This window comes from Vibrio sp. 2132-1 (assembly GCF_033344315.1).
The window spans coordinates 51255-76246 of record NZ_JAWPON010000016.1; the positions used below are offsets into that span (position 1 = coordinate 51255).

At 44.1% G+C, this 24992-nt stretch carries 23 protein-coding genes and 1 pseudogene; 21 read left to right on the forward strand and 3 right to left on the reverse strand.

From position 1 onward, the window contains the following. Window positions 1-4: 4 nt before the first annotated feature. Genes R8N47_RS17710 through R8N47_RS17760 form a run of 11 tightly spaced genes read left to right on the forward strand, consistent with a single transcriptional unit; the run spans window position 5 to window position 11204 of the window. Entirely contained in the window at window positions 5-373 is a 369-nt protein-coding gene (locus R8N47_RS17710; protein ID WP_017634794.1) for a 3-hydroxyacyl-ACP dehydratase, read from the forward strand. Further along, on the forward strand, window positions 366-2072 hold the full coding sequence (locus tag R8N47_RS17715) for a glycosyltransferase family 2 protein (RefSeq protein WP_064353717.1): 1707 nt from the start codon (window positions 366-368) through the stop codon (window positions 2070-2072). The genes R8N47_RS17710 and R8N47_RS17715 overlap by 8 nt, the downstream gene beginning before the upstream one ends. Beyond that, window positions 2056-3609 (forward strand): HAL/PAL/TAL family ammonia-lyase, encoded by a 1554-nt coding sequence (locus tag R8N47_RS17720; RefSeq protein ID WP_017448720.1) that lies wholly within the window; start codon window positions 2056-2058, stop codon window positions 3607-3609. Before R8N47_RS17715 ends, R8N47_RS17720 begins: the two co-directional genes overlap by 17 nt. Then, window positions 3609-4055: an acyl-CoA thioesterase gene (locus tag R8N47_RS17725; protein WP_005388315.1), complete on the forward strand. Its 447-nt coding sequence runs from the start codon at window positions 3609-3611 to the stop codon at window positions 4053-4055. The genes R8N47_RS17720 and R8N47_RS17725 overlap by 1 nt, the downstream gene beginning before the upstream one ends. Next, window positions 4055-4675: a LolA family protein gene (locus tag R8N47_RS17730; RefSeq protein ID WP_064353716.1), complete on the forward strand. Its 621-nt coding sequence runs from the start codon at window positions 4055-4057 to the stop codon at window positions 4673-4675. The genes R8N47_RS17725 and R8N47_RS17730 overlap by 1 nt, the downstream gene beginning before the upstream one ends. Continuing rightward, a complete protein-coding gene (locus R8N47_RS17735) occupies window positions 4647-6989 on the forward strand; it encodes an MMPL family transporter (protein ID WP_064353715.1) in 2343 nt (780 codons plus the stop codon). Before R8N47_RS17730 ends, R8N47_RS17735 begins: the two co-directional genes overlap by 29 nt. Next, on the forward strand, window positions 6986-7597 hold the full coding sequence (locus R8N47_RS17740; RefSeq protein ID WP_005382290.1) for a DUF3261 domain-containing protein: 612 nt from the start codon (window positions 6986-6988) through the stop codon (window positions 7595-7597). Before R8N47_RS17735 ends, R8N47_RS17740 begins: the two co-directional genes overlap by 4 nt. Before the next feature lie 20 nt (window positions 7598-7617). Further along, entirely contained in the window at window positions 7618-8805 is a 1188-nt protein-coding gene (locus R8N47_RS17745) for a beta-ketoacyl-[acyl-carrier-protein] synthase family protein (protein WP_005382292.1), read from the forward strand. Next, complete coding sequence (locus tag R8N47_RS17750; RefSeq protein WP_005382293.1) at window positions 8798-9262, forward strand: hotdog family protein; 465 nt, start codon at window positions 8798-8800, stop codon at window positions 9260-9262. Before R8N47_RS17745 ends, R8N47_RS17750 begins: the two co-directional genes overlap by 8 nt. Then, complete coding sequence (gene fabG / locus R8N47_RS17755) at window positions 9259-9984, forward strand: 3-oxoacyl-ACP reductase FabG (RefSeq protein ID WP_005382294.1); 726 nt, start codon at window positions 9259-9261, stop codon at window positions 9982-9984. The genes R8N47_RS17750 and fabG overlap by 4 nt, the downstream gene beginning before the upstream one ends. Then, window positions 9981-11204, forward strand: coding sequence for a beta-ketoacyl-ACP synthase (locus tag R8N47_RS17760; protein WP_005382295.1), 1224 nt, complete (start codon window positions 9981-9983; stop codon window positions 11202-11204). The genes fabG and R8N47_RS17760 overlap by 4 nt, the downstream gene beginning before the upstream one ends. A gap of 1150 nt (window positions 11205-12354) precedes the next feature. Here the strand turns inward: R8N47_RS17760 and R8N47_RS17765 are convergent. Then, window positions 12355-12921 carry a tyrosine-type recombinase/integrase gene (locus R8N47_RS17765; RefSeq protein WP_318070343.1) on the reverse strand — a complete coding sequence of 189 codons (567 nt, stop codon included), beginning with the start codon at window positions 12919-12921 and terminating at the stop codon, window positions 12355-12357. Between the two features lie 254 nt (window positions 12922-13175). On the opposite strand from R8N47_RS17765, the gene R8N47_RS17770 reads away from it, so the two are divergent. Continuing rightward, window positions 13176-13667, forward strand: a complete 492-nt coding sequence (locus tag R8N47_RS17770) for a hypothetical protein (protein WP_029795728.1) — start codon at window positions 13176-13178, stop codon at window positions 13665-13667. Beyond that, window positions 13664-13879: a hypothetical protein gene (locus R8N47_RS17775; protein ID WP_025794853.1), complete on the forward strand. Its 216-nt coding sequence runs from the start codon at window positions 13664-13666 to the stop codon at window positions 13877-13879. The genes R8N47_RS17770 and R8N47_RS17775 overlap by 4 nt, the downstream gene beginning before the upstream one ends. A 560-nt stretch (window positions 13880-14439) precedes the next feature. On the opposite strand, the gene R8N47_RS17780 is transcribed toward R8N47_RS17775, so the two are convergent. After that, the gene (locus R8N47_RS17780) at window positions 14440-15492 is read right to left on the reverse strand and encodes a hypothetical protein (RefSeq protein ID WP_318070342.1); all 1053 of its coding nucleotides are present in this window, start codon (window positions 15490-15492) and stop codon (window positions 14440-14442) included. Window positions 15493-15867: 375 nt separating this feature from the next. Here R8N47_RS17780 and R8N47_RS17785 point away from each other — a divergent pair, with 375 nt between their 5' ends. The 5 genes from R8N47_RS17785 (at window position 15868) to R8N47_RS17805 (ending at window position 20341) form a co-directional block, all read left to right on the forward strand. Continuing rightward, entirely contained in the window at window positions 15868-16836 is a 969-nt protein-coding gene (locus R8N47_RS17785; protein WP_318070341.1) for a hypothetical protein, read from the forward strand. A gap of 749 nt (window positions 16837-17585) precedes the next feature. Further along, window positions 17586-17828 carry a hypothetical protein gene (locus tag R8N47_RS17790; RefSeq protein WP_318070340.1) on the forward strand — a complete coding sequence of 81 codons (243 nt, stop codon included), beginning with the start codon at window positions 17586-17588 and terminating at the stop codon, window positions 17826-17828. 25 nt (window positions 17829-17853) lie between these two features. Beyond that, complete coding sequence (locus R8N47_RS17795) at window positions 17854-18261, forward strand: PD-(D/E)XK nuclease superfamily protein (protein WP_318185861.1); 408 nt, start codon at window positions 17854-17856, stop codon at window positions 18259-18261. Between the two features lie 115 nt (window positions 18262-18376). Continuing rightward, the gene (locus tag R8N47_RS17800) at window positions 18377-19072 is read left to right on the forward strand and encodes a toll/interleukin-1 receptor domain-containing protein (RefSeq protein WP_062810155.1); all 696 of its coding nucleotides are present in this window, start codon (window positions 18377-18379) and stop codon (window positions 19070-19072) included. Window positions 19073-19606: 534 nt separating this feature from the next. Beyond that, window positions 19607-20341, forward strand: coding sequence for a DUF2971 domain-containing protein (locus R8N47_RS17805; protein WP_276451647.1), 735 nt, complete (start codon window positions 19607-19609; stop codon window positions 20339-20341). A 31-nt stretch (window positions 20342-20372) separates the two neighbouring features. Here the strand turns inward: R8N47_RS17805 and R8N47_RS17810 are convergent. Continuing rightward, window positions 20373-20968 (reverse strand): annotated as a pseudogene (locus R8N47_RS17810) (tyrosine-type recombinase/integrase). A gap of 109 nt (window positions 20969-21077) precedes the next feature. Between R8N47_RS17810 and R8N47_RS17815 the strand changes: the two are divergent. From R8N47_RS17815 to R8N47_RS17825, 3 genes are read left to right on the forward strand one after another with little or no spacing between them, the layout of a single operon-like run. Further along, window positions 21078-22781 (forward strand): class I SAM-dependent DNA methyltransferase, encoded by a 1704-nt coding sequence (locus R8N47_RS17815; RefSeq protein WP_318070338.1) that lies wholly within the window; start codon window positions 21078-21080, stop codon window positions 22779-22781. After that, complete coding sequence (locus tag R8N47_RS17820) at window positions 22771-24147, forward strand: restriction endonuclease subunit S (protein WP_318070337.1); 1377 nt, start codon at window positions 22771-22773, stop codon at window positions 24145-24147. The genes R8N47_RS17815 and R8N47_RS17820 overlap by 11 nt, the downstream gene beginning before the upstream one ends. Beyond that, window positions 24147-24983, forward strand: a complete 837-nt coding sequence (locus R8N47_RS17825) for an HrgA protein (RefSeq protein ID WP_318070336.1) — start codon at window positions 24147-24149, stop codon at window positions 24981-24983. The genes R8N47_RS17820 and R8N47_RS17825 overlap by 1 nt, the downstream gene beginning before the upstream one ends. Window positions 24984-24992 lie beyond the last annotated feature (9 nt).

Genomic DNA, 24992 nt, shown 5'->3' on the forward strand with positions numbered 1-24992 from the left:
TAACATGGAAAAAAGAAAACCAACTATTCAGAATATTGAAGTGAGTGACCATACCGCGGAGCTGTCGCTGCGTGTGGATGCTGACATCTTAGATTTCCAAGGTCATTTCAATCACTTCCCTCTTTTACCCGGCGTCACTCAAATTGATTGGGCGCTGTTCTACGCCGTTCAATATTTGAATACTCCCAAGGTATTTAAAGGAATGGAAGTCATCAAATTTCAAGAGCCGATTCTGCCAAACGCCGACGTTTGCCTCTCACTATCTTGGGACAATGAGCGCGAGAAATTGACCTTTAAGTACACATCGACAAACGGTGAAACCTTGGTGACTCACTCGTCAGGAAAAATGAAACTGGGTGAGTCACGTGAGTGATTATCGCCCCTGCTTTTTAATTCCTTGCTACAACCACGGCAGCACAATTGCAGACGTGGTTGCGTCGTTATCCTCTTTCGCTTTGCCAGTGCTGGCCGTTGACGACGGCAGCAATGAAGACACCAAACAAGCGCTTTCTGCTTTGAGCAAGCAAGGACTGATAAAACTGATTAGTTTGAGAGAAAACCAAGGCAAAGGTGGCGCTGTGATGGCAGGCCTACATCAAGCTCACCAACTTGGTTTTACGCACGCCATTCAAATCGACGCAGACGGTCAACACGACCTAGAAGCATTGCCGAAATTGCTCAGCGCCAGCGAAACAAAACCAGATAACCTGATTTCGGGCCAACCGATATACGACGAGAGCGTACCTAAATCCCGTTTGTATGGTCGCTACGCTACGCACGTGTGGGTGTGGATAGAAACCTTGTCACTATCTATCAAAGACAGCATGTGCGGTTTTCGCGCCTACCCAGTGGCGAAAACGGTCGCCGTGTTGAACAAGTACAGCATCGGCAAACGCATGGATTTTGATATCGAAATTCTAGTGCGAATGTATTGGGAAGGCGTCGACATTGATTTTGTTCCAACGCGCGTGATCTACCCTGAAGGTGGCATTTCCCACTTCGACGCATTGTGGGACAACGTCAAGATAAGCTGGATGCACACTCGCCTATTTTTTGGCATGTTGCCGCGCATTCCTTCGCTACTCGCCAGAAAGCGCCAAAACACAGATGACAGTAATGCCCACTGGTCGAAACGAAAAGAACAAGGCACGATTTTAGGCATCAAAACCTTACTCGCGGTTTACCGCTTGTTCGGCAGAAAAGCGTTTGACCTGATTTTAAAATTAGTCATGCGCTACTACCACTTCACGGGTAAATCTGCCCGTGAAGCGTCTGAGGTTTACCTGCAAAACTTGCAGTACTACGCAACGCAGCAGAGCGTCGCACTACCAAAACAGTTGGACAGCTATCATCATCTGCTTTCTTTTGGGCGAACCATGCTCGACAAACTGGCTGCCTGGCAAGGTGACTTTAACGTCGATAACCTAACCATTCACGGCCAGCATCATTTCGAAGAGATGGCGCAGAAAAAACAAGGCGTGCTCATTTTAGGCTCGCACCTTGGCAATATCGAACTCTGCCGCGCGCTTGGTCGTCGACACTCTCATGTCAAAATCAACGCCTTGGTATTTACCCAACACGCTGAACAATTTAATGCGGTAATGAAGGCGGTAAACCCAAACTCGGAACTGAATTTGATTCAAGTCAGCTCAATGGGACCAGACACCGCGATTCTGCTTCAACAAAAAATCGAGCAAGGCGAATGGGTGGTGATCGTTGGCGATCGCACTTCTACCAGCAAAGAAAATCGTGTCGTTTGGGCAGATTTTCTTGGTAAACCAGCGCCATTTCCGCAAGGCCCATTCATGCTGGCCTCGGTATTAAAAGCGCCGGTTTATCTACTCTTCGGCCTACGCGACGATGAAGCAAACACTCCGCATTTTAATGTGTACTTTGAACACTTTAGTGACCAAATCACGCTACCGCGCAAGGAGCGTCAGCAGGCACTAGAACACGTTGTTCAACAGTACGCCCACAGATTAGAACACCACACACTGCAAGCGCCGTTACAGTGGTACAACTTTTTTAACTTCTGGACTTTAAGTAATCAGCCACATGACAAACAACAATAATCACAACATCACTTTTGGTGCCCAATCTTTAACCATCGAAGATGTCGTTGCCATTGCTCAAGGTGCAAAGGCAAACATGAACACCTCGCCAGAATTTACCGCGAAAATTGATCGTGGCGTGGCGTTTCTGGAACGATTACTGAAAGAAGAAGGCGTTATTTACGGCGTGACTACCGGTTACGGCGATTCATGTACTGTGGCGATTCCACCCGCTCTTGTGGATGAACTTCCGTTGCACCTTACACGCTTCCATGGTTGTGGCTTAGGTCAAATCCTTTCTCATGAGCAAGCTCGCGCGGTGCTGGCAACCCGTTTGTGTTCATTGTCGCAAGGCGTATCTGGCGTGTCTCACGATCTGTTGAACCAAATCGTTACGCTTATCAACCACGACATTGCGCCGCGTATTCCACAAGAAGGCTCGGTGGGCGCAAGTGGCGATTTAACGCCTCTGTCTTACCTAGCGGCGACCTTAATTGGCGAGCGTGAAGTGCTTTACAAAGGCGATGTGCGACCAACACAAGAAGTGTTTGCAGAGCTGGGCATTGAGCCAATTCGCCTAAAACCAAAAGAAGGTTTGGCGTTAATGAACGGTACATCCGTGATGACTGCTCTCGCCTGTCTTGCCTACAAACGCGCAGAATACCTAGCGCAGCTGTGCACCAAGATTACCGCAATGGTCTCTGTGGGTATGCAAGGTAACGATTTCCACTTTGATGAAGCGTTGTTTGCGGTAAAACCTCACCCTGGTCAACAGCAAGTTGCGGCTTGGCTGCGTGATGATCTCAATGCTGAACGTCCGCCACGCAATAGCGACCGACTGCAAGATCGTTACTCGCTGCGTTGTGCGCCACACGTAATTGGCATGGTGCAAGACTCACTGCCTTGGCTACGTCAATTGATTGAGAATGAACTAAATAGTGCCAACGACAATCCAATTATCGATGGCGACAACGAGCGCGTTCTCCACGGCGGTCACTTCTACGGTGGTCATATCGCAATGGCGATGGATACGTTGAAAGTGAACATTGCCAACTTGGCTGATTTGCTGGACCGTCAGATGGCGCAACTGATGGATTACAAGTTCAATAACGGCCTGCCGTTTAACTTAACCGGTGCAGAAGGCGAGCGTAAACCGATCAACCACGGCTTTAAAGCGGTTCAGATTGGTATCTCAGCTTGGACGGCAGAAGCGTTGAAAAACACCATGCCAGCGAGCGTTTTTTCTCGCTCAACCGAATGTCACAACCAAGACAAAGTGAGCATGGGCACCATTGCGGCTCGTGACTGCCTACGCGTACTTGAGTTAACAGAGCAAGTTGCTGCGGCTTCACTCCTAGCAAGCGTTCAAGCGGTTGAGATTCGTCGTCGTCATAACGAATTGGACGAACACCACATGAGTCAGAGTTTGCGAGTAATTCGTGACGCCGTGCTGAGCGAGTTTGAGTTTGTGATTGAAGATCGCCCATTGGAACAAGATTTGCGTCATTTCATTGAACGCATTCAGCAACGTCATTGGCCACTCTACGCGGAGGTATAATGCAAGAGCAGGTTCTCTACCCATTAGAAGCAGAGGTGACTATGGTCACCTCATTCCAAGATGCTGACCCGATGGGCGTGATTTATCACGGCAACTTCTTTCGGTATTTTGAAGAAGCGCGTCGTGTGCTGATGGAGAAGATCCAATACAGCTATCGCGATATGCAAGACTCTGGGTATATGTGGCCGATCATCGACACGCGCGTTAAATACGTCAAGGCGATTCCGTTTAATCACACCATTCGCATTACCGCGCAACTCACGGAGTGGGAAAACCGCTTGCGTGTGGATTACGTGATTTACGACGCCGAAACGAATCAACGTATGTGCAAAGCGCATACAACGCAAGTCGCCGTATCCATTGAAAAGCAAGAGATGTGCTTTGTTTCTCCAGCAGTCTTTTTAGATAAAGTAGAGCAATGGCACAACCATGGGAGCCTGAACTAATGCAAAAGTGGTTACTCTCTTTTTTGCTGATATTTTCTGTTTCAGCACTAGCCACACCGACAGCAAACGTAACGGATTTGGCATCGCTTCAACAGCAGTTGTCTCAGCATGAAATCGTGCGCGGAGATTTTACGCAGCAGCGTCATCTGGAAATGTTCAGTCAACCTCTAACCTCTAAAGGTCAGTTCACACTAAGCAAAACACATGGCTTGTTGTGGCAACAAACAGAACCTTTCGCAGTCAATTTGGTATTGACGGAAAACAAACTTCGTCAGACTTTTGCCGACCAAGCACCGAAAACGATCTCTGCTGAAGAAAACCCAATGGCGTTCTACTTTAGTCATGTGTTTTTATCCGTGTTCCACGGGGATACTTCTGCACTGCAAGAACAATTCACACTCGATTTTTCAGTTGAGAACACTCAGTGGAAGCTCGTTTTAGTGCCCAAACAGTCGCCATTAAATGCGGTGTTTAAAGCCATCACCCTTTCCGGTAAAACGCACATTGATCGCCTAACCCTGCAAGAGCTGCGCGGCGATAAGACCGAAATCACGTTTACGAACCAGACCTCTCTACCTCAGGAACTCACGGATGCCGAAGACGCTCAATTCCGTTTCTAAACTCAGTCTTGGCACTCACACCTTTGCTCTGGTTTGGCTCAATCTCGTTGTTTTAGCGGGCGCGTTGCTACTCAAACAATGGGTTTGGAGTGCAGAATCTCCGATTGAGACCAACATTTTAAAACTGCTGCCTAAGAACCAACAAAACCCGGTGGCTGAGCAAGCCTTTGAGTCGGTCTCGGCAAGTATGAGCGACAAAGTCATTTTCGTGATCACAGCGCCGGACAAAAATGCCCTTTTTGCAGCGGCCGCTGAATTTGATAAGGGGTTACGCCAAAGTAATCATTTTCGCGATGTGGTGGGGAAAATCTCACCTCAAGAACAGCAAGCTTGGGCGAGTTACTACTTTAAGCACCGCTTCCAATTGCTGACGCCTGAACAACGAGAGCGTTTAAGCCAAAATCCAGAACAGCAAGTGCAGCATGTGATTCAGTCGCTGTACAACCCGTTTTCTGGAGTGACCGGGCAAGAGTTACAAAATGACCCTTTCTTGCTATTTCGTGATTATTTAAGTCAAGTTACCCAGCAATCGTCCTCTTTCCGATTGGATAACGGCTATCTATCCGTCGAAAAAGACGGTGCTCAATACTTGCTTATTACTGCCGAGCTAAAAGACTCGCCTTATAGCCTAACTGGGCAGCTTGCAGTCCCTGATATTCAAGCGCTAGAACAAAGCGTCGCGCAGAAATATGGCGCTGAAGTCGCACATACTGGCGTTCTATTTTACGCCGACTTTGGTACGCAAAGTGCAAAATCGGAGATCAGCACCATCGGTTTGTTCTCTCTGCTCGGTATCATTACATTGTTCGTATTGGTCTTTCGTAGTGTGGTGCCACTGTCTCTCGCACTGCTTTCCATCACCATTGGTTTGCTAGTTGCGTTGTCAGTGACAACGTGGATTTTTGGAAAAGTCCATCTGTTCAGCTTAGTGTTTGGCGCAAGTTTGATCGGCGTGTCTATCGACTACGCATTCCACTACCTAACCGAACGCCTTGCGGCGGGAAATGAATGGGATAGCGAGCAAGGGTTAAAGCATATTTTCATAGCGATCACACTTGGCTTAATCACCAGTTTGATCGGCTATTTGGGCATGTTAGTGGCGCCGTTTCCTGGTTTGCAGCAGCTTGCGCTGTTTTCATCCATTGGTCTGATTGCCGCTTACATCACAGTAGTGGCTTGGTATCCGATACTGGCTCGTAACCCATCGCGCACCATTTCGAATTTACCGGGACAATCACTGTTGGCGAAATGGTTAACACTTTGGAATCAACCTCGAATTAAAGTCGGATTACCGATGTTATGTGTGGTTGCGAGTGGTTTTTTCTTGCTGCAATTGAACTACGATGACGACATTCGTCTGCTGCAAACGATGCCGAACGATCTCAAGCAGCAAGAAACCTTGATTACGACGCTCAGTGGCATGCAATCTTCGCAGCAAATGTTGGTCGTTACCGCCGACGATGACGAAAACCTAATGAAAAAGCTGGAGTCTTTGACACCAACTTTAGAAGCGTGGAAAGCGGACAGCACCATCGAAAGCTACCAGAGCCTGAGCCGCTACTTGAGCTCAGTGGAACGTCAGCAACAAGACTATCAATTGATTCGCGATCTTTACGCGACACAATCCAGCCCACTTACTTCCGGGCTGGGCTTAAGTAAAAAGCCCAAAATGGACGCCGACTTTATCCCTGTTACGGTTGAACAGTACTTGCAAAACCCGGTATCAGCGCCTGTACGTTTTCTTCATTTGGGTAAAATTAAAGAAAAATCGGCAACGGTAGTGGTGTTAAACCAATTGCAAGACTCCGCTGTTGTTAAGGCATTTGCCAAATCACAGTCTGATGTTGTCTACCTAAACAAAGCTGAAGAAATATCCACCCTATTTGGTGAATACCGAATCAAAATCATGGAGCTATTGGCAGCCGCCAGTGCTGTGATCTTTCTGGTATTAATCAAGCGGTACGGTCTGCAACACAGTTGCCGAGTTTTACTGCCATCATTGATTGCTTGCGCCTGCGGTCTTGCAACTGCTGTCGCGATGGGAACAACATTAAACCTGTTCAACTTGCTTGGCTTGGTGCTCATTCTTGGTATAGGGATCGATTACACTCTGTTCTTTGCCGAGAAAGCCCGCAGTGTGAGCACACTATTGGCGATCACCCTTTCGGCAATGACCACTGTGTTGTCATTTGGATTGCTGTCACTCAGCCAAACTCACGCGATTCACAGTTTTGGCATTACGGTGTTAAGTGGTATTTTTGTCGCTTGGCTGCTCTCTCCGATTGCAATTAAAACAGAGGAAACGACGTCATGATTTTCAATCACGCCTTTCGCTGCGCGACGTTATTCGCACTGAGCCTGTTTTTAAGTGCATGCAGCTTGGTACCTCACCAATCGACGCCTCAGGTCGACATTGACGAGCACACCCAAGTTAGCTTACCCACTCCCGCAAGCTTGGGCTATCAGTTGTCTGCCAGTCAGTTAATTACGGCTTCTTGGGCAATAGATGGTAAAACCACATCTGAGCAACTTCCGGTACAACTGCAAGTGACCAACAACGAAGTGGTGCTGGCAGGCTTCTCATCCTGGGGGACAAGAGTACTCTCACTGTCTTACGATGGAGAACAAATTCAAACCGAAGTGCTCAACGGTTTACAAGGTTCGCTACCGCAGCCAGAACAGGTATTATTTAACCTGATGATCACGCTCTGGCCGAGTTCCGCTTGGGAAGGATCGTTAAATGAGGTAAGGTGGCGAATTATTGATAAAAATAATTCTCGCGCCATCTTTGATAGCGACGGTGAAAAGATCATTGAGATTCAATACAGCTCTTCTAACAAGTTAGAGGGTAAGATTGATTTTCATCACCTCAAACATCAGTTTTCAATTTCTATTCAAACACTGCAACATCAGATTAATTAAGAACAATTTAGAATAACAATATGCCTATTCGCTCTTCTCAACCTTTGTATATTCAGGCCTGTGGCTTTCACTCTGCCATGGGACAAGATGATGCGCTCATCCACCAGTGTTTATCGGGAGCGAAGCCATCCAACATGGTGGTTGACCGAGATATTTTAAATTCAGGCCGCCAAACAGTAATCGGTCGAATCGCACAGACGTTACCGCAATTACCACCCGCACTCAGCCAGTTTGATACGAGAAACAACCGCCTCGCACTTTCGGCTTTGCAGCAAATCGAAGGCGACGTGCGTGACGCCATTGCTAAATATGGTCGTGACCGTATCGCGGTCGTGATCGGCACCAGCACATCTGGCATTTCAGATGGCGAAATCGCATTTGGTGAAAAGCTGGCAAACGGTAATTTTCCTGTCGACTACCATTACACCAAACAAGAGCTTGGCAACTGCAGCGATTTTATTGCCGCCTACTTTGATTTGAGCGGCCCACATTACTCAGTTTCAACCGCCTGTTCTTCTAGTGGTCGTGTCTTTTTAACCGCGCAACGCCTGATTCGCTCTGGCATTGTTGATGCGGTCATTGTGGGTGGTGTGGATAGCATTTGTCGCCTCACACTAAACGGCTTTAACGGTTTAGAAGCTCTATCCGATACTCTTTGCAAACCGTTTGACCAACATCGTAACGGCATCAATATCGGCGAAGCCGCAGCATTAATGTTGCTAAGCAAAACACCTGCGCCCGTTGCTCTTCTCGGTGCTGGCGACAGCTCAGACGCACACCATATTTCCGCACCACATCCAGAAGGGTTGGGCGCAGAAGAAGCGATGAAAAAAGCGTTGGCCAATGCAGGACTTACAGCGCAAGACATTGGTTACATCAACGCGCATGGCACAGCAACGCCGTTAAACGATGCGATGGAAAGCAAAGCCATTCATCGCTGCTTTGGTGACTCCGTTCCCGTCAGCTCGACAAAGCCACTTACCGGACACACATTAGGCGCAGCAAGTGCAACGGAAGCCGCGATCGCTTGGCATATTCTCAAGTACAACCTTGATTTGCCAATACAGCACTGCGAAACCAAAGCAGACGATATCCATATATCGTTAGTTGAGACGCCAACCAAACTCGGTAACAAAGCGATTCTCAGCAACTCTTTTGCTTTTGGTGGCAATAATATTAGTCTTATTTTTGGTTACGCTCATGACTAAACTTCCTCCCATCGAACAACTTTTGCCACACGACAAACCAATGATCTTGGTCGATCGTGCTTTGGATGTTCAACAAGATACGATTCACTGCCAGGTTGATATCGCAGAACACAACCCGTTCTTCGACTCGGCCTCTCAAACTGTGCCAGCTTACGTTGGCATTGAGTTTATGGCGCAATCTGTCGCGACGTGGTCTGGTTACCACGCATTAATGAAAGAACAAGCGCCACCGATTGGCTTTTTACTTGGTAGCCGTCGATACACGTCTGAATGCGATACGTTTTCTCGCGGACAGGTGCTCGATGTGTATGCTGAAAAAGTTATGGAAGATAACGGTATGGCGGTTTTTTCAGCCCGTATTGAGCTACAAGGAACTGTTGTAGCGACTTGCCAATTGAACGTTTACGTTCCATCAGAAGAAAAATTACAAGAAATGAAAATCAGGAGTCAACAATGACCCGACAAGTCCTCGTTACAGGTGCCAGCAAAGGCATCGGTAAAGCCATTGCCGTTCAATTAGCCAAAGATGGTTTCCAAGTCATTGTCCATTACATGGGCGATCAACAAGGCGCGCAAGACACCCTAAACACCATCGAACAGCATGGTGGTAGCGGTCGTCTTATCCAATTCGACATCAGTGACCGTGCAGATTGTCGTGAGAAGCTAGAAGCCGATATCGCCGAACACGGCGCTTACTATGGCGTCGTGAACAACGCTGGTATCACAAAAGATACCGCTTTCCCTGCGATGACCGAAGAAGAATGGGATGGTGTGATTCATACCAACTTAGATAGCTTCTACAACGTTCTTCACCCTTGTGTTATGCCAATGGTGCAAAAGCGCAAAGGCGGCCGAATTGTTACGCTTGCATCAGTCTCTGGCCTAATGGGGAATCGTGGTCAAACTAACTACAGCGCAGCGAAAGCGGGCGTAATTGGTGCAACAAAATCACTCGCGCTTGAACTGGCAAAACGCAAAATCACCGTCAACTGCGTTGCTCCAGGGCTTATCGACACAGGCATGGTAGACGAACACGTGAAAGAACATGCGATGCCGCAAATTCCTTTGCGCCGCATGGGAGAGCCAGAAGAAGTTGCTGGTTTAGTCAGTTACCTTATGTCTGACATCGCAGGCTATGTAACTCGCCAAGTCATTTCGGTAAACGGAGGCCTAATATGAGCCGTCGAGTTGTTGTAACCGGAATGTCAGGCGTGACTGCGTTTGGTAACGATTGGCAATCTGTCGAACCAAAACTGCGTGACTGCCAGAACGCGACGCAATACATGCCTTCTTACGAACAGTATGATGGTTTGAACACCAAGCTCGCGGCACCAATTTTAGATTTTGAACTGCCAAAGCACTACAAGCGCAAGCAAGTACGCGGCATGGGGCGTGTTTCCAAATTGGCGACCGTCGCAACAGAAAACGCACTAAGCCAAGCAGGTTTGATTGGTAACGACGTACTCACCAATGGTCAAACGGGTATCGCATACGGCTCATCAACAGGCAGTACTGACGCAATCGGCGCATTTGGTGTCATGCTGAATGAGAAAACCACTAAAGCGATCACCGCAACGACTTACGTGCAAATGATGCCGCATACCACGGCAGTGAACGTTGGTCTATTTTTCGGTTTGAAAGGCCGAGTGATCCCAACCAGCAGTGCATGTACCTCTGGCAGCCAAGCAATCGGCTACGCCTACGAAGCGATCAAACATGGCTACCAAACGGTAATGGTTGCTGGTGGCGCTGAAGAATTGTGCCCAACGGAATCCGCTGTCTTCGATACCCTTTTTGCCACCAGTCTGAAGAATGAAGACCCGAAAAGCACACCAAGACCTTATGACTCCGATCGCGATGGTTTGGTGATTGGTGAAGGTGCGGGAACGCTAGTTCTGGAAGAGTACGAACACGCCGTCGCTCGTGGCGCGAAAATCTATGCAGAAATCATCGGTTTTGCCAGCAACTGTGATGCCGCACACGTCACTCAACCACAGATGGAAACCATGCAAATCTGTATGGAAATGGCTTTGCAAAATGCGGGCATTCCTGCTGAGAAGATCGACTATGTATCTGCTCACGGCACTGCCACCGACCGCGGCGATATTGCGGAAAGCAACGCAACAGCGAATGCTCTGGGCAAAGTGCCAATCAGTTCACTCAAGAGCTACTTTGGCCACACACTAGGCGCCTGTGGCGCGATTGAAGCGTGGCTAGGTTTAGAAATGATGCACACAGGCTGGTTCAACCCAACGCTCAACCTAAAAAACCTCGACGAGCAATGTGGTGATTTAGACTACATCGCCGGACAAGGCCGAGAGCTGGACGTGAAATATTTGATGAGTAACAACTTCGCCTTTGGCGGCATCAACACCTCCATCATCTTTAAAAAGATGTAATGCCCTTAGTAAATGCAAAAGCGCTGGTTAACCAGCGCTTTTTTGTTGGTTGCCTATCCAGATTGCTAGAAATTGCAATGGCTAGAATGCCATTCAAAAGTTGTAGATAGAGTGGCAATTACAGCCAAAAACCTAAAAACGACAAAGCCCCGACAACTCAAAGAGTTATCGAGGCTTTTGAATAAATGGCACGCCCTATTGGATTCGAACTCTTATATAAGGTTATTTTCAACCAACACACATGTGTGTGTGTGCACTTTAAATTTACCAGACATTAAAAAACAAGGCTTCCAAGCCCTAAAACTCAACATACCAAAGAAAAACACCCAAACACACCAGTGGTGCAATGATTATAACATCAGGCTTCCACTTTGATGAATCAATGGTCTCATAACAACACTCTTTTGGTATAAAACTTTTATGCATAAATATGCAAAACATTGTTAAGTATCTAAATTATAGGACTACATCAAGTTTCTGTTGTGGCATTGGAGTGTACACAAGTGATCTTATCGCAATAAGTAGTATAACGGTTTGTATCATAAACTCATGAGGTCACAGCTTAAAAAGCTCTCTATTTTTACTCCCACTTATGCGAAAGACTGGGCAGAACACAGGCTCACATAGAGAATCTTCAGCGTGGTCTTTATCGCTATATTGAGTGTGATGAATTAGAAATCACAATGGCGACCTTCAATGAAGTTAGTGTGAGAATGGGTATGGGAAGCGATGTCTACTTTCGGTTCTTAAACCACTCAGCTCACTTCGAATATGGTTAGCTATCAATAGTCGAGATCAAGCACCATGCGGAGACGACCCTAATATCACAGTCATCAGGTGCACAGACAGTTTAATGTATTTTTTTTGTTAATACCGTCGAAATTGATGGCATAAAGGTTAGGGGAAAGGGTGTTGAAAAAACAATCGTCGATTGCTTTGAATTCAGAAATAAAATTGGGATAGGCGTTGCGTTGAGGCATTTGATGCTAGCCGTGCCAAGCGACTAGCTCAAATTGAGTTATGGAAATACACAAAATATTGAAGAATGATTAATGGGCCTCGCAATAAGAGCCATATTTTTTCTTGGTAGGGGGGCTTCGCTCTGATGGTTACTATCACCACAGCTCGCCATATTAGTAATCCCTACGCCTCAGTTGTGTGGCAAAGAATGAAAGCCTTTTCCACCTCTACCTAAATAATAAATGGTGCTGGCAACTGAAGAGTGACTCAATGTCCCAGCAAGCTCTGAGGGGGCAAATGATTTGAAAAAACGCATTGCATATATATGACGCATCATATGAGGAGCAAGTGAGATGCTTAAGCTCTCGCCTACCTCTTTAAAAGCGATGTGCACTGACCGTGCTGTTATCGGCTTATTAAGCCCAACGCCCCTAGCATGAGACTGAAAGAGGTACTTTGATTTTGGATGTTTATTTTTTATTGATCTGATAATTTTCTGCGCTTCAGATGATAAAGCTACTTCATGTTTTTTTTTGCCTTTTTCACCCAATTTTATAGTTAGTTTATCGCCTGATATGTTCTCAAACCTGATATTCAGCATATCAACGATACGTAGCCCAGTTATAACTCCAAATGCCCAAATATCTGCCATCTGATTGCCATAACGTTTTTTAAGCAACAATGGAATCTGCTCAAGTGCTTCATTACTTTTAGCTAGCTGCAAAATATTGTCGTTAGAAAATTTAATGCTTTTCATATGAATCCTATCAATAAACCAAAACATTTACATGGTAGGAATGTCTGCTTCTTTTTTGAACACATTGATTGCTGTTAACACAAAGGTACGGCATTCCCATGAGTAAGAAATATGAGTATACTGTAATAAGGTGTCATTTCAAGTCATTGTTTTTAATAGTCTTTTTAATATTAGTGCATACGATAATAAATAGAATAAAAGCAACTTTGTTTTCGATACATACATAGTAAACCTATTTCAGTAAGGAGACCCTCATGAGGGTTCTATATATCAACGCGTTCTCGCTCCTATACTCAGGACGCTTTATCAACAGTATTGAGTCTATACGCGATGCATACCGATCAGGTCATTATAAAAAAAGCTTAGAGGTGATGGAGTCAATACCACACGATCCCCTGTCTGCAAGGCTTCTAGAGCAGGCTGCCAAATTAGCAGGGATGTTAATTTATCCAGTAGAACCTAAAGGTGCATGGAAATTAATTAGTGATAGAAACATTTTTAGGCGCTCATCCCTTGCTCCTGATATCGACTGGACTGGAAAATTAAGAATGGGGAGTGATAACCATATTGCACGCATACGAAAACACGTTGAGATAGCTCGTGTCAGTGAGTGGCGCAGTTGTGGGGATTTGTATTACTGGGAACTGAATCATCTGCAACACCTGCATTTAAAAAGCCCATCGAATAAGGGGGTAACACCACAACTATTGCGTCAAATCCGAGCTATCGAACAGGTAAAGTTATGAATGATGATAAACAACAAGAAGAATTTGAAGAAGGCTCCATCAGATTTATGCAAACAATCCTACAGGAGAAGGCGCTAGCCTCTGTAGTTATGGGAAAAAATGGCAATGTTGTAGTCCAGTATTGCGACAGCATTACGGTATACAAGCAGGACAACTCTGCGTATCTGGCTGCTAAGTTACTGAAGCTAGTAGCAGAAGCTCAAGAAGGTTAATGCAATTAGAGCATTGGGAAAACAAAATCAACAGCCTCATGCTTGTTATCACGCACATGAGGCCAATGATGTATCACACTGCTTTAGTCTAGAGCACAATAATCTAAATGTTCAAGAAGACAATTCATCAAATGATGAGAAACGGTGTTCAGCTCAAAAGCTGTTATTTTTTTGTTAAGAATGCTTGGATAAAGTGGCTAAAGGTGGCCGTACTCTTAAACTCAAATAAGGTGGCCAAATTCACTATGCCACTACATTGAGCTTAATCGCGCAAAATATTTAATTTTAGACACTGATCTACACGACTCCTATCTTTGGGGCAGAAACCAATAAGTAGCCAACAACTCAAGAACCTAAGATCAGAATTAGCATTTAGGTCATCATCCCAGATCGGAAATAGCATTAGCTAGTCCCTTCCAACTCAGGATTAGCATCTAACAACCCAGCTATGGGACAGAAGCGCCTTAGAGTCTGTAACCTAAATGTTTATATTTCGAATGTGCTGCCTTAGACGATAAAGCAGCCCCCGAACAAAGTGCGAAAGCTGCTTTTGCTATTAACTAATAGTTATGTTGATTGAAAACCTTCTGAGCTTCTACCTTAGCTTTCAACTCCAATTCTTTGCTTACTTTAGGTAGAGATATGCCTGCATACAGGATGAATACTGGCCCATAATCTTCATCATTATCAGCAATCGATTGGGTCGGGTAATAACCATAAAGGTTGGCTAGCTCGTTCAAAAAAACGAGTTTATATTGTTCAATTTCTTTTGAGGAATGTTCGTATTTTTCCATGAGATTAAGAATAGCTGCTGTATTTCCGCTAAATGCAAGCAATTCCTCATATTGAGTGTCACTATAGACTTCATAAGCAAACTCAATTGCTGGATAGTAACCTTGTTTAGCCAACTCTCGAATTACCTCTACGTCATCAGTGTTTTCAGCGAGTTGCATCATTGCTTCTTTACTTCCTAGCTCAGCCGCTCTTTTTAGTAGTGATAGATACTCGGATTGAACAGATAGTTTTTCTTCGTATTCTTTTGCAAAGCGGAGAGCGCCGCCTTCCAAGACCTCGCCAGAAATATACCTCTTATACCAGTAGTCCTCGTGCGGGCCTGCATTATCGTCTATTTCAATCCCATCGAAGTGATGAACAGCATATGAATACGCAGCGGCTGCATTACCTTCATGGCTCAATTTTTCAACTAGTTTCTCACCTAAACTATCTACCATCCATGGTTCGATCTCATTCCAACTGTAGAACTTACAGTTCTTTAGAAACAGGTTATTACGTATATGTAGAAGGACTTGCTCTTCTAATATTGCATCTGCTAGTACAGCTTTAGATAATGTTCTAATGCGATGTCGAACGTTTTTTTCGTTGGTGAATAATAATGGTGTTTCATTGTGTTGGTTAAATTCATCGTCATAAAAATCTGCTTGTCGGCTATCAAGGTCATACTCAGATAGTACGAAACCAGCCTTAATCAAGCTAGCCGCAGATTTAAATCCATAAAAAGATGCAACCACTTCTCTGGATTGACCTAATTTAAGATCCGGTAAGTAATTTTTTAATGATTGATGAAAGGCATGTACGAGTTGCTTATCTAACATGATTAATGCTCCGACTTTTAGATCGACTCCGGGCGCACGTTTAAACCTTTTGAGTCGATATCAATCAGCCAAAGGTCATTAAAATTAATTCATTAATAGATAATCATTTATTGAAATGTCTGTTTTTACTCATACGCAAGTAAGGCGGACGCCCTATTACAAGAGTACTCTTCGAATGGGGGATGTCAACAATCCATAATCAAGACTTAGAAGTGGCCTATTGGGATTTCTAGCGTTCCTCAGGAACAAAAGCAACTTTGGCTGCGTATTTCTATCTGCTGCTACGTACTTGGGATCAGTGAGACCAATTAAGCATTGCTATACTCTTGATGGTGCGACCACACTAAACAAGGTAATTAATGGGAAAACCGTCTTGTGAAAATTGAAATAGCAGAATCTCTTTTGCGCTCATGGCTACGACATGCCCGTAGTTGTGAGTTTGCTGAGTTAAACTGGAAAGCATCGCCTGAATGGTTGCCTAAGTCTGATGAGATAACGGAACTTTTCGATACAGCTCAGAAACTTTGGCCGGAAGCTTTTGGCAAAAATAGCTACGAGCAATTATTGCGTCAAGCAGAGGTTGATGTACTAGGACTTTCATTCTACGACAACCGACTATATTTCATAGATGTAGCTTTTCACCTTGGTGGGTTGAATTATGGTGATAAATTAACAACGGCAATGAGGGTCTATAAAAAGTTAGTTAGATCAGCACTAATTGCGAAGCGCTATTTCCCCGATCAAACATCTTCAATTTATTTTGTCTCACCATTCACTAACGCGAATGTTTGTTCTGAACTCGATGTCGTGAAGGATAAACTCCAAGAAATATCGGCGAATGATGAAAAGATAAACTTTGATTTTGTTCTCACAAGATCCGAATTCAAATCAGAAGTGATGGAACCACTACTGTCATTGGGAAATGGTGTGGCAGATACATCTGAACTGTTTTTACGCAGTTGGCAATTGATAGAACCTTTCTTCAATATCCAACTACAAGGAAATGATTCAGAAATATTCACTCCTAAGAAAGACACTGTGCGTACCCCTATGCCCACGTCAGAAGTTAATAGAAAAGATCTATTAATATCGGCGCTTTATTTGGCAAAATTTGGCCATCTTAATCGATTGGGTTTTGGGAACCAGACAAGAACGATTAAAAGCTTGGCGGATATAATAGGGTGTTCAGCAAACTCGTTAAAAGGCTTTAGAGATAGGTATGACCGATATGTTGAGAGTCCTCGTGTGGGTTATGATTTGCCACTATCTGACGAGTTGACGGTGGCTTTAGATAAGTATGGTGATTTTTCAGAACTAGAATTACGGGCTAAGCTACCAACCTAAAGTTATTCGCGGTTATTCTTCATTGTGACCTTCCGGCCTACTTGGGGACAGAAGTGCCTTAGTTCAATCATTCTAAAACCATATGTGCCCAGAAACTTTTAGTTGACCCTATCAATAATAAAGTGAGTAATGCAATTACCTACTTTTCCTAATCGAAACCTTTCGAAAAACTCTGATTAACCGGATAGCTAGTTAGCATCTAGTAATAAGGTTGCGGTTCAGTTTACTTTCAATTTTTACATCAACTATGTGGTTCACGTCACATATATTTGTGGCGGGGATTGACTCGAAAATTTCACTGAAGGTCAAGGAAAATATTTTTCAGTGCGGTTATTTCTAACCCGATCTGAAAACTGTATTTTTACCTATCCAAATGTGCCCTTTTCTCATCGGTAAGTATTCACTTACTGATTTTTTTTTATTTTGTAAGTTATCCACAACTCATCCCAAACAAGTACCTTGATCAATCCGAGCGATAGCACTATCTTGAACTGGACTTAAAAGGGAAACACAAGATGTAGTATTCCAGTTGTTAGTAACTTTATGCACAGAAGAGGGATTATTTATGGATAAGTCTTAAGTAAAACCCCTAATCCAAGCCAAGGCTTAGGTCAGGGGAAAGAGTATAAAATAGGTTTAGGAGTAAACTAATTAGTATACGACTTTTTTGAGCGGTCTTAGAAGAGTATACATAGTTAGGCACCTCCGCAACCTGAGAATTTTTACAGTGTGATACAGGAAATATAGATATGAACACTAAGAAATCTTCGAAACAGGTTGCCTCTTTAGCGGCAACAACGTTGCAGGATCCAACTGCATCTAAAACGGCTAAAACTCTTGCAGGGTCAGTATTAGCTCAGTCCTCAACAAATAAACAGACTGGTGCCGACCTCGAAGAAAAAGCCTCAAAAGTTCTGAAAAGCAGTAAATATAGTGAAGACACTAAAACGCTTGCTGGTTCAGTTCTTTCACAGTCCAATAAAAAGAGATGAGGGTAATACTATGTGTAGAACCGATTTGTTGAAAGATACGCAACGTATCATTGAAGGCTTAGGCTTTGAAGAGCATCAATCTGCAAAACCATTCACTTACCAACGTAATGTAAAGTATCCAAGCATTTTTTCGGAAAAGAGCGATTACGCTAACTTCCTTCTCCACACACCTAAAGGCACTATTCAAGTTATGGCAAGGTTCCAAGAGGTTACCGGAACTGCAATTGAAAAACTTGCCTATATCCCTTTTGATGCAGCCCGCACATCACACAACCATTATATTGTTGTTTGTGGTGGTGGTGAGTTATTGAAACAGAATAGAGCTGTGCGTTTCCTTAATGAGCATAAAGATGATGCTCCTAAGCTGCATGCTTTAGATATAAATCACTTAGAGAGTTATCTTGAAAGTTGTTTAGATAATAAAGCGGCATAAATAGAAATATCTACAAAGCAATCTGTCAGTATTAAACCTGATCTGGCAGATTGATCTAAAACATTTTTGCGCCGAATTGCGGTAAAACTATTTATTAGATTAAGGGACAAATATTATGTCAAGATGCACAGCACCAGTTAGAGGACACAGTTCAGCAGCAGCGGCTGCAAACTGTCCTGCATGTCGTTATAAAAGTCGCGGATACAGTAACTATAGCAGTTACAGCTCACCCTATTCATCGTACGGCAGTACGAGTAGCTACCCAAGTAACAGCGGTAGTGGTTCCAGAAGTTCAAGGCCTCGTTGGTCTAAACCTAGCTCGTCTGTATCGTATACTTCGTCTCAAATTCTATCCCTTACACCTATAAGGGAAGCCGTTGAAGTTCGAGCAGCCGCGCAACCGGATCTTCGGGATGCATTTTTATGTCATGCATGGGCAGATCGTAAAGAGTCAGCCAAAGAACTACACGATTTACTCGAAGCCGTAGGTGTTAAAGTCTGGTTTAGTGAGAAAGATCTAGGACTGGGTGTACCAATGATGCGCGCCATTGATAAAGGTTTAGCAAATTCCAAAGTTGGGCTTGTGTTAGTTACTCCTGCAATGTTGGAACGTCTGCCAAAAGAGAGTGTTGCTGATAAAGAGCTTTCTGCTTTACTAGCAGGTAATCAACTCATCCCTATTGTACACAATACGACATATGAAGCTCTTCGTAACGTAAGTCCTTTACTTGCATCTAGATCAGGGTTGGACACTTCAGAAGACACAATGGCTGAAATTGCTGAGAAGATCGCTGAGTTAGTTGATATTTAGCTTTTAACCATGTGTTGATAATGGCGACTTATGTCGCCTTTTATGTAAGTTATAAAGTGTACAGCTCCACCTTCTAACGTTTCTAGCAGCTAAACTGTTTGTAATTAAGCTCGTACAAGAACAACTTGCTCTCATTAAGTTCTATAAAAGCCAAAATCATGGGATAGTAAAGACTAACAATTCAAGCAGATTCGCAACGAGTGGCAGTTTTGGCTTACGTTTAGGGTGTTAAGGTGGTTTACAGTGGCTTTTATTGAGCGTTGATCGTCACCTTAATGGGCTATATTTTTGAGGGTTTTACGATACTTATTAATCTACGATAAACGTTCTTGAACATTATACCAACACACCGATATACAGCTTTTGATTCAGCCTGCTTGGGTTGAATCAATGAGACAGGATTCCGAGCTTTCAGGCACTCATCGGGACAAAAGCGAGTTAGTTGTTTGGTCACATAAAGCCGTTTAAACGCTATGATTTAAGATGAAAAAGTCTCATCATGGAACAGTGTAATCATTATAATATGAGCTAGACATGAAACACCCAGAAGTTACATCTCTTTATAAATACTGCCCCATCGGAAAGAATCAGTTAAATGCTCTCGCGCAAAAGAAAATGTGGTATTCGAAACCAGCAGGCTTTAATGACCCATTTGATACACGCTTTCACGTAACAGGCAGGTTACATTCATATGTACAAGAAACTGATCCAGCAAAGTTACAGCAAATCTTTGGCAAAGGTATGTCAGATGCAATTGTGCAGAAGAAAGTGTCTTTAGAGGGTGAGCTGGGCCAGTTTACACGGGGTATTGAAGAGCTAGGAATTCTGTCGCTAGCTGATAGCAATAAGAACCTTCTAATGTGGTCTCATTATGCAGAACACCATAAGGGTATGTGTTTAGAGTTTGAGCGCAAAGATGGGGAACTACTAGCTGATTTTGATTCTACACAGCCTATATTTTACACGGATAACCACCCAACATTGAGTCCTAAGTCTCTGCTGGATAGTGCAGCAACTCTGTCAAACAAGAAGCGGATACTTTATTCAAAGTCAAAGCATTGGGAATATGAACAAGAATGGCGTCATATTGTTGAAAATGGTAATAAATTGCACCCATGGCCTGCACCTTTGAAAGCGGTATATTTTGGGTGCAAAGTTGATGAATCGGATATTAACTTAGTCAAGAACGTGATAGCAGACCATCAAATCAACTTCTATGCTGGAAAGCAGTACAGCGGTAAGTTTGGTATCTACTTTGATAAATGCTGAGTTAGAGGCTGTATAAATTGATGTATATACCTCACGTCTCACAACTCTCCGAAATCCTTAGCGCATCTTCAATCTCAACACCAAGGTATTCAATAGTACTTTCTAACTTAGCATGTCCAAGAAGTAACTGGATAGCACGTAAGTTCTTGGTTTTGGTGTAGATCAAAGAAGCCTTGGTACGGCGTAGCGAATGTGTGCCGTATTGAGTTTTATCTAAACCGATATCAGTCACCTATCGGTTAACCATAGTCGTGTAGTAATGGTAAGAGATTGGTTGCCCTTCACGGCGTGGACTTGGGAATACGTAGTCGGTCGGTGTCAGACCATTCAGGATAATCCATTGAGATAAGGTTTGTTGGGTCTTAGGCGTGATCTCGAAGTGCACTTCTTGATGGGTTTTCTGCTGCTTCACAATCGCTCGTTACATCACGCAGCCACTGCGGCTAACGTCTTGTACCTTTAGGTTACGCAAGTCACATGCTCTGAGTTTGCTATCGATGGCAAGGTTAAACAGCGCCAATTCAAATAACCGTTCCTCAAGCTCCAACCGAATTCGAATGCGACAAATGTCTTCCAATTTGAACGCTTTTTCTGCCCAACTCTTTTTCCTTTATTCCAAGCAGCCATAATGTTCTCCTTACTTCATAAAAATCACTGTTAAGTAAGGCAGAACTCAAGGAAGTTTGCTTAGTTACTGGTATCATAAGGTAAATTTTTCGAATTCAAGAAATCAGCAATGAACGAACAAGAACAACTATTCCTCAAAGAGCTAGAAAGCAAGCTCTGGACAGCCGCAGACAAACTCCGTGCGTCACTCGATGCCTCACAATACAAACATGCGGTACTTGGCTTAATTTTCGTTAAATACGTGTCTGACGCCTTCACGCTTCGCCAAGAAGAGCTAAAACAAGATTTTGCCAACCCTGACCACGAGTATTTCCTCGATCCTGAAGGTTACACGGCTGAAGAACTTGAACAAGAAATCGCAATTGAGCTGGAACAGCGCGATTACTACAAAGAGAAAAACGTGTTTTGGTTGCCTACCGAATCCCGTTGGAAATTCCTGCAAGACAATGGCCCGATGGTCATTGGTGGTGCCGATTTGGTTATTGATGGTAAGACGAAAAAAATTACTTCTGTTGGACATCTGATTGATAACGCGCTGGAAGGCATTGAGCGCGATAACCAGAAGCTTAAAGGTGTCCTCAACAAGCACTACGGATCGCTAAAAATTGATCAGGCAAAACTGAATGAACTGATTAACCTAATTGCGACCATCCCATTCAATCATAAGTCGCTTAACAGCAAAGATATTCTTGGTCATATTTACGAATACTTCCTAGGCCAGTTTGCTCTTGCTGAAGGTAAGAAAGGTGGTCAGTTCTATACGCCAGCATCAATCGTTTCGCTGATTGTTGAGATGATTGAGCCGTTTGAAGGCCGTGTGTATGACCCTGCAATGGGTTCGGGCGGTTTCTTTGTGCAATCAGAGAAATTTATTGAACGTCGCGCTAACCAAAAAGAGATTGACCCACTAACACAAAAACAAAGAATCTCGATTTACGGTCAAGAGTATAACTACACCACATGGCAACTGGCGGCTATGAACATGGCAATCCGTGGCTTGGATTACGATTTTGGTAAGGAGCCAGCCAGTACCTATACCAACGACCAACACCCTGATTTACGAGCTGACTTCATCATGGCTAACCCACCTTTCAACATGAAAGAGTGGAATACAGGTGTCGATGATAATGATCCTCGCTGGGTATATGGCACTCCACCATCTGGGAACGCCAACTTCGCGTGGATGCAGCACATGCTTTACCACCTTGCACCAGATGGTTCTCAAGCCTTGTTACTTGCCAATGGTTCGATGAGTTCAACCACCAACAACGAAGGTGAAATTCGTGCGGCCTTGGTCGAGAACGATTTGGTGGAATGCATGGTTGCGCTTCCGGGACAACTGTTTACCAACACTCAGATCCCTGCTTGTATCTGGTTCTTAACCAAAAACAAAAAAGCACGTACCGATAAATCAGGTCGTAAGCTGCGTGATCGCAAAGGCGAAGTGCTGTTTATTGATGCGCGTAACCTTGGTTACATGAAAGACCGTGTGCTTCGAGATTTTACCCAAGATGATATCCAGAAAGTCGCTGACCTTTACCATGCATGGAAAACGGGTGCGGAAATAAATGGTGTGGCTTACGAAGACCAAGCTGGCTTCTGCAAATCGGCAACTTTGGAAGAGATTAAGAAACACGATTTTGTATTGACTCCGGGGCGTTATGTTGGTGCAGCAGAAGAGTTAGATGATGGAGTTCCATTTGGTGAGAAGATGGCAACACTAACCGATAAGTTAAGTGAGCAATTTGCTGAATCTGCAATATTAGAGGCTGAGATCAAGAAGAACCTAGCGGGGTTGGGCTATGAGCTTTGAGATGACTACTCTGGGTAAATATATAAAAGTTCAGGGTGGCTATGCTTATAAAAGCAAAGACTTTATTGAGTTCAGTAAAAATAAAGTCTTAAAAATTAAAAATGTAAGATTTGGTACTGTTGATTATGCAGAACCAGCATATGTATCAGATGAGATAGCCGAAAGTACAAAAAACTGGAAAGTTAAAGAAGGTGATGTACTTATATCGATGACAGGCTCTGGGCCGAACGCACCTCTCTCTTTAGTTGGACGAGTGGCTCGTGTTTGGAAAAACGAACCTGATTCGTGGATTAATCAACGAGTTGGCAGAATTTGTTTGTTGGATGAGGATAGTGTTCATCTTGATTTTATCTTCTATTGGCTGTCGTTACCTCAAAGTCAAGATTACCTAGTTTCTAACTCATCTGGTAGTGCCAACCAAGCTAATATTAGCGGTAAAACCATTGAGTCACTTCCATGCCCAAAAGTTGATTATCAAACTAGTAAGCAAATAGCAGATTTAGCCAGAAAGTTTGATGAGAAGGTGATTCTAAATTCCAAAACCAACCAAACCTTAGAAGAAATGGCGCACGCCATCTTTAAATCATGGTTTGTCGATTTCGATCCGGTTAAAGCCAAAATGAATGGCGAACAACCGGAAGGAATGGATGCTGCTACTGCCTCACGATTCCCCGAAAAGCTCGTTGAGACAGATATGGGGGAAATCCCTGAAGGTTGGCAGCTAGTTCCTGTTGGAAAGCTATTATCGAAAACTATTGGTGGTGACTGGGGCAAAGAAGAACCTGACGCAAAACACACTGAAGAAGTGCGAATTGTGCGCGGAACTGATATTCCAAAACTGCACGGCGGAGCTATTGAGTCTGTTCCAGTTAGGTTTGTTGAGGCTAAGAAGTTAAAAACTCGTAAGCTGGAGCGTGGTGATATCGTTATTGAGGTATCTGGAGGTAGTAAGGATCAACCGACTGGTCGCTCATTATTTATTTCAGACAACATACTGAAACGATTGAAACTACCATCAGAACCAGCGAGCTTTTGTCGCCGTTTTCAGCCTGTGAACTATGAGGTTGGGTTGTTATTGGCTGTTCATTTCCAGTTGATGTACAAAGCAGGAAAAACATGGGAGTATCAAAACCAAAGCACAGGTATCAGTAACTTCCAAACAACGTACTTTTTGGAAGCTGAACATGTAGTGGTTCCTTCACAAGAAGTATTGGACGCCTTTGTTAAGCAAGTTTCTCCGATGATGGATATGATCCATTCCAACCAAAATATCGAACTTGCAAAGCTACGTGACACCTTGCTTCCTAAATTGCTTTCCGGCGAAATCGAGTTAGGACAGGCTCAAGAATTAGCGGAGGTCGAGTAATGGCTAGCCGAGTAGAAATGATTATCGAAACGCTCAAGGCGAACCCCGAAAAGAAGTTTACTGCTCGGGATTTAGCCAAAGAATTTGTGCTTCGATATCCAAAAGAAATCGCTGAGAAGCAAGAAAACCCGCGATACAAGACCGAAGAAAAGCTTATCGCCCAGCTCACGGCAGAAATTGGTGGGAAACGAACAGAAAGAGCGAAAGCGATTTGTCCTAATGTAGCCACTCGTGACAAACCAAGACCACGAGTTTACTACTGGGAGCAGGATCTCTACCCAATGTTGATTGAGTACCTCAGTAAGAATCTGGGTCTTTACTGTCAGCGGATTGACGAGCGTAAATCTAAAAATTCTCATAGCAACGGTGGCAATCACTGGTTACGTCCCGCTGTTGTGGCGCTAGAGCCGCTCGACCAAGGTGGGGATGAAGTTGTGAGAAGCTGTGTACGCAGCGGTAATCACAACTCGGTTCGACTTTGGTCTTTTGAGGTGAAGAAACATCTTACCAAAGACAATGTACGAAAATACTTTTTCCAAGCGGTATCGAATTCTAGTTGGGCTAATTTCGGTTACCTCGTTGCTACAGGCTTAAATAGTGACGTTGAGGGTGAGCTGCAAATGCTGTCGAGTTTACACGGAATTGGGGTGCTTATTCTCGACACCGAATCTTTGTTCGATAGCCAAATACTCATCCCAGCTCAAGAGAGAGTCAACGTAGACTGGCAGTCGGCAAACCGGATAGTTTCAGAAAATAGTGATTTCCACCATTACATTGAGCAAGTAGGCATTTATAACCAAACCGGACGGTTGATTAAGAGCGCATGGAATAAATAATAAGGATAA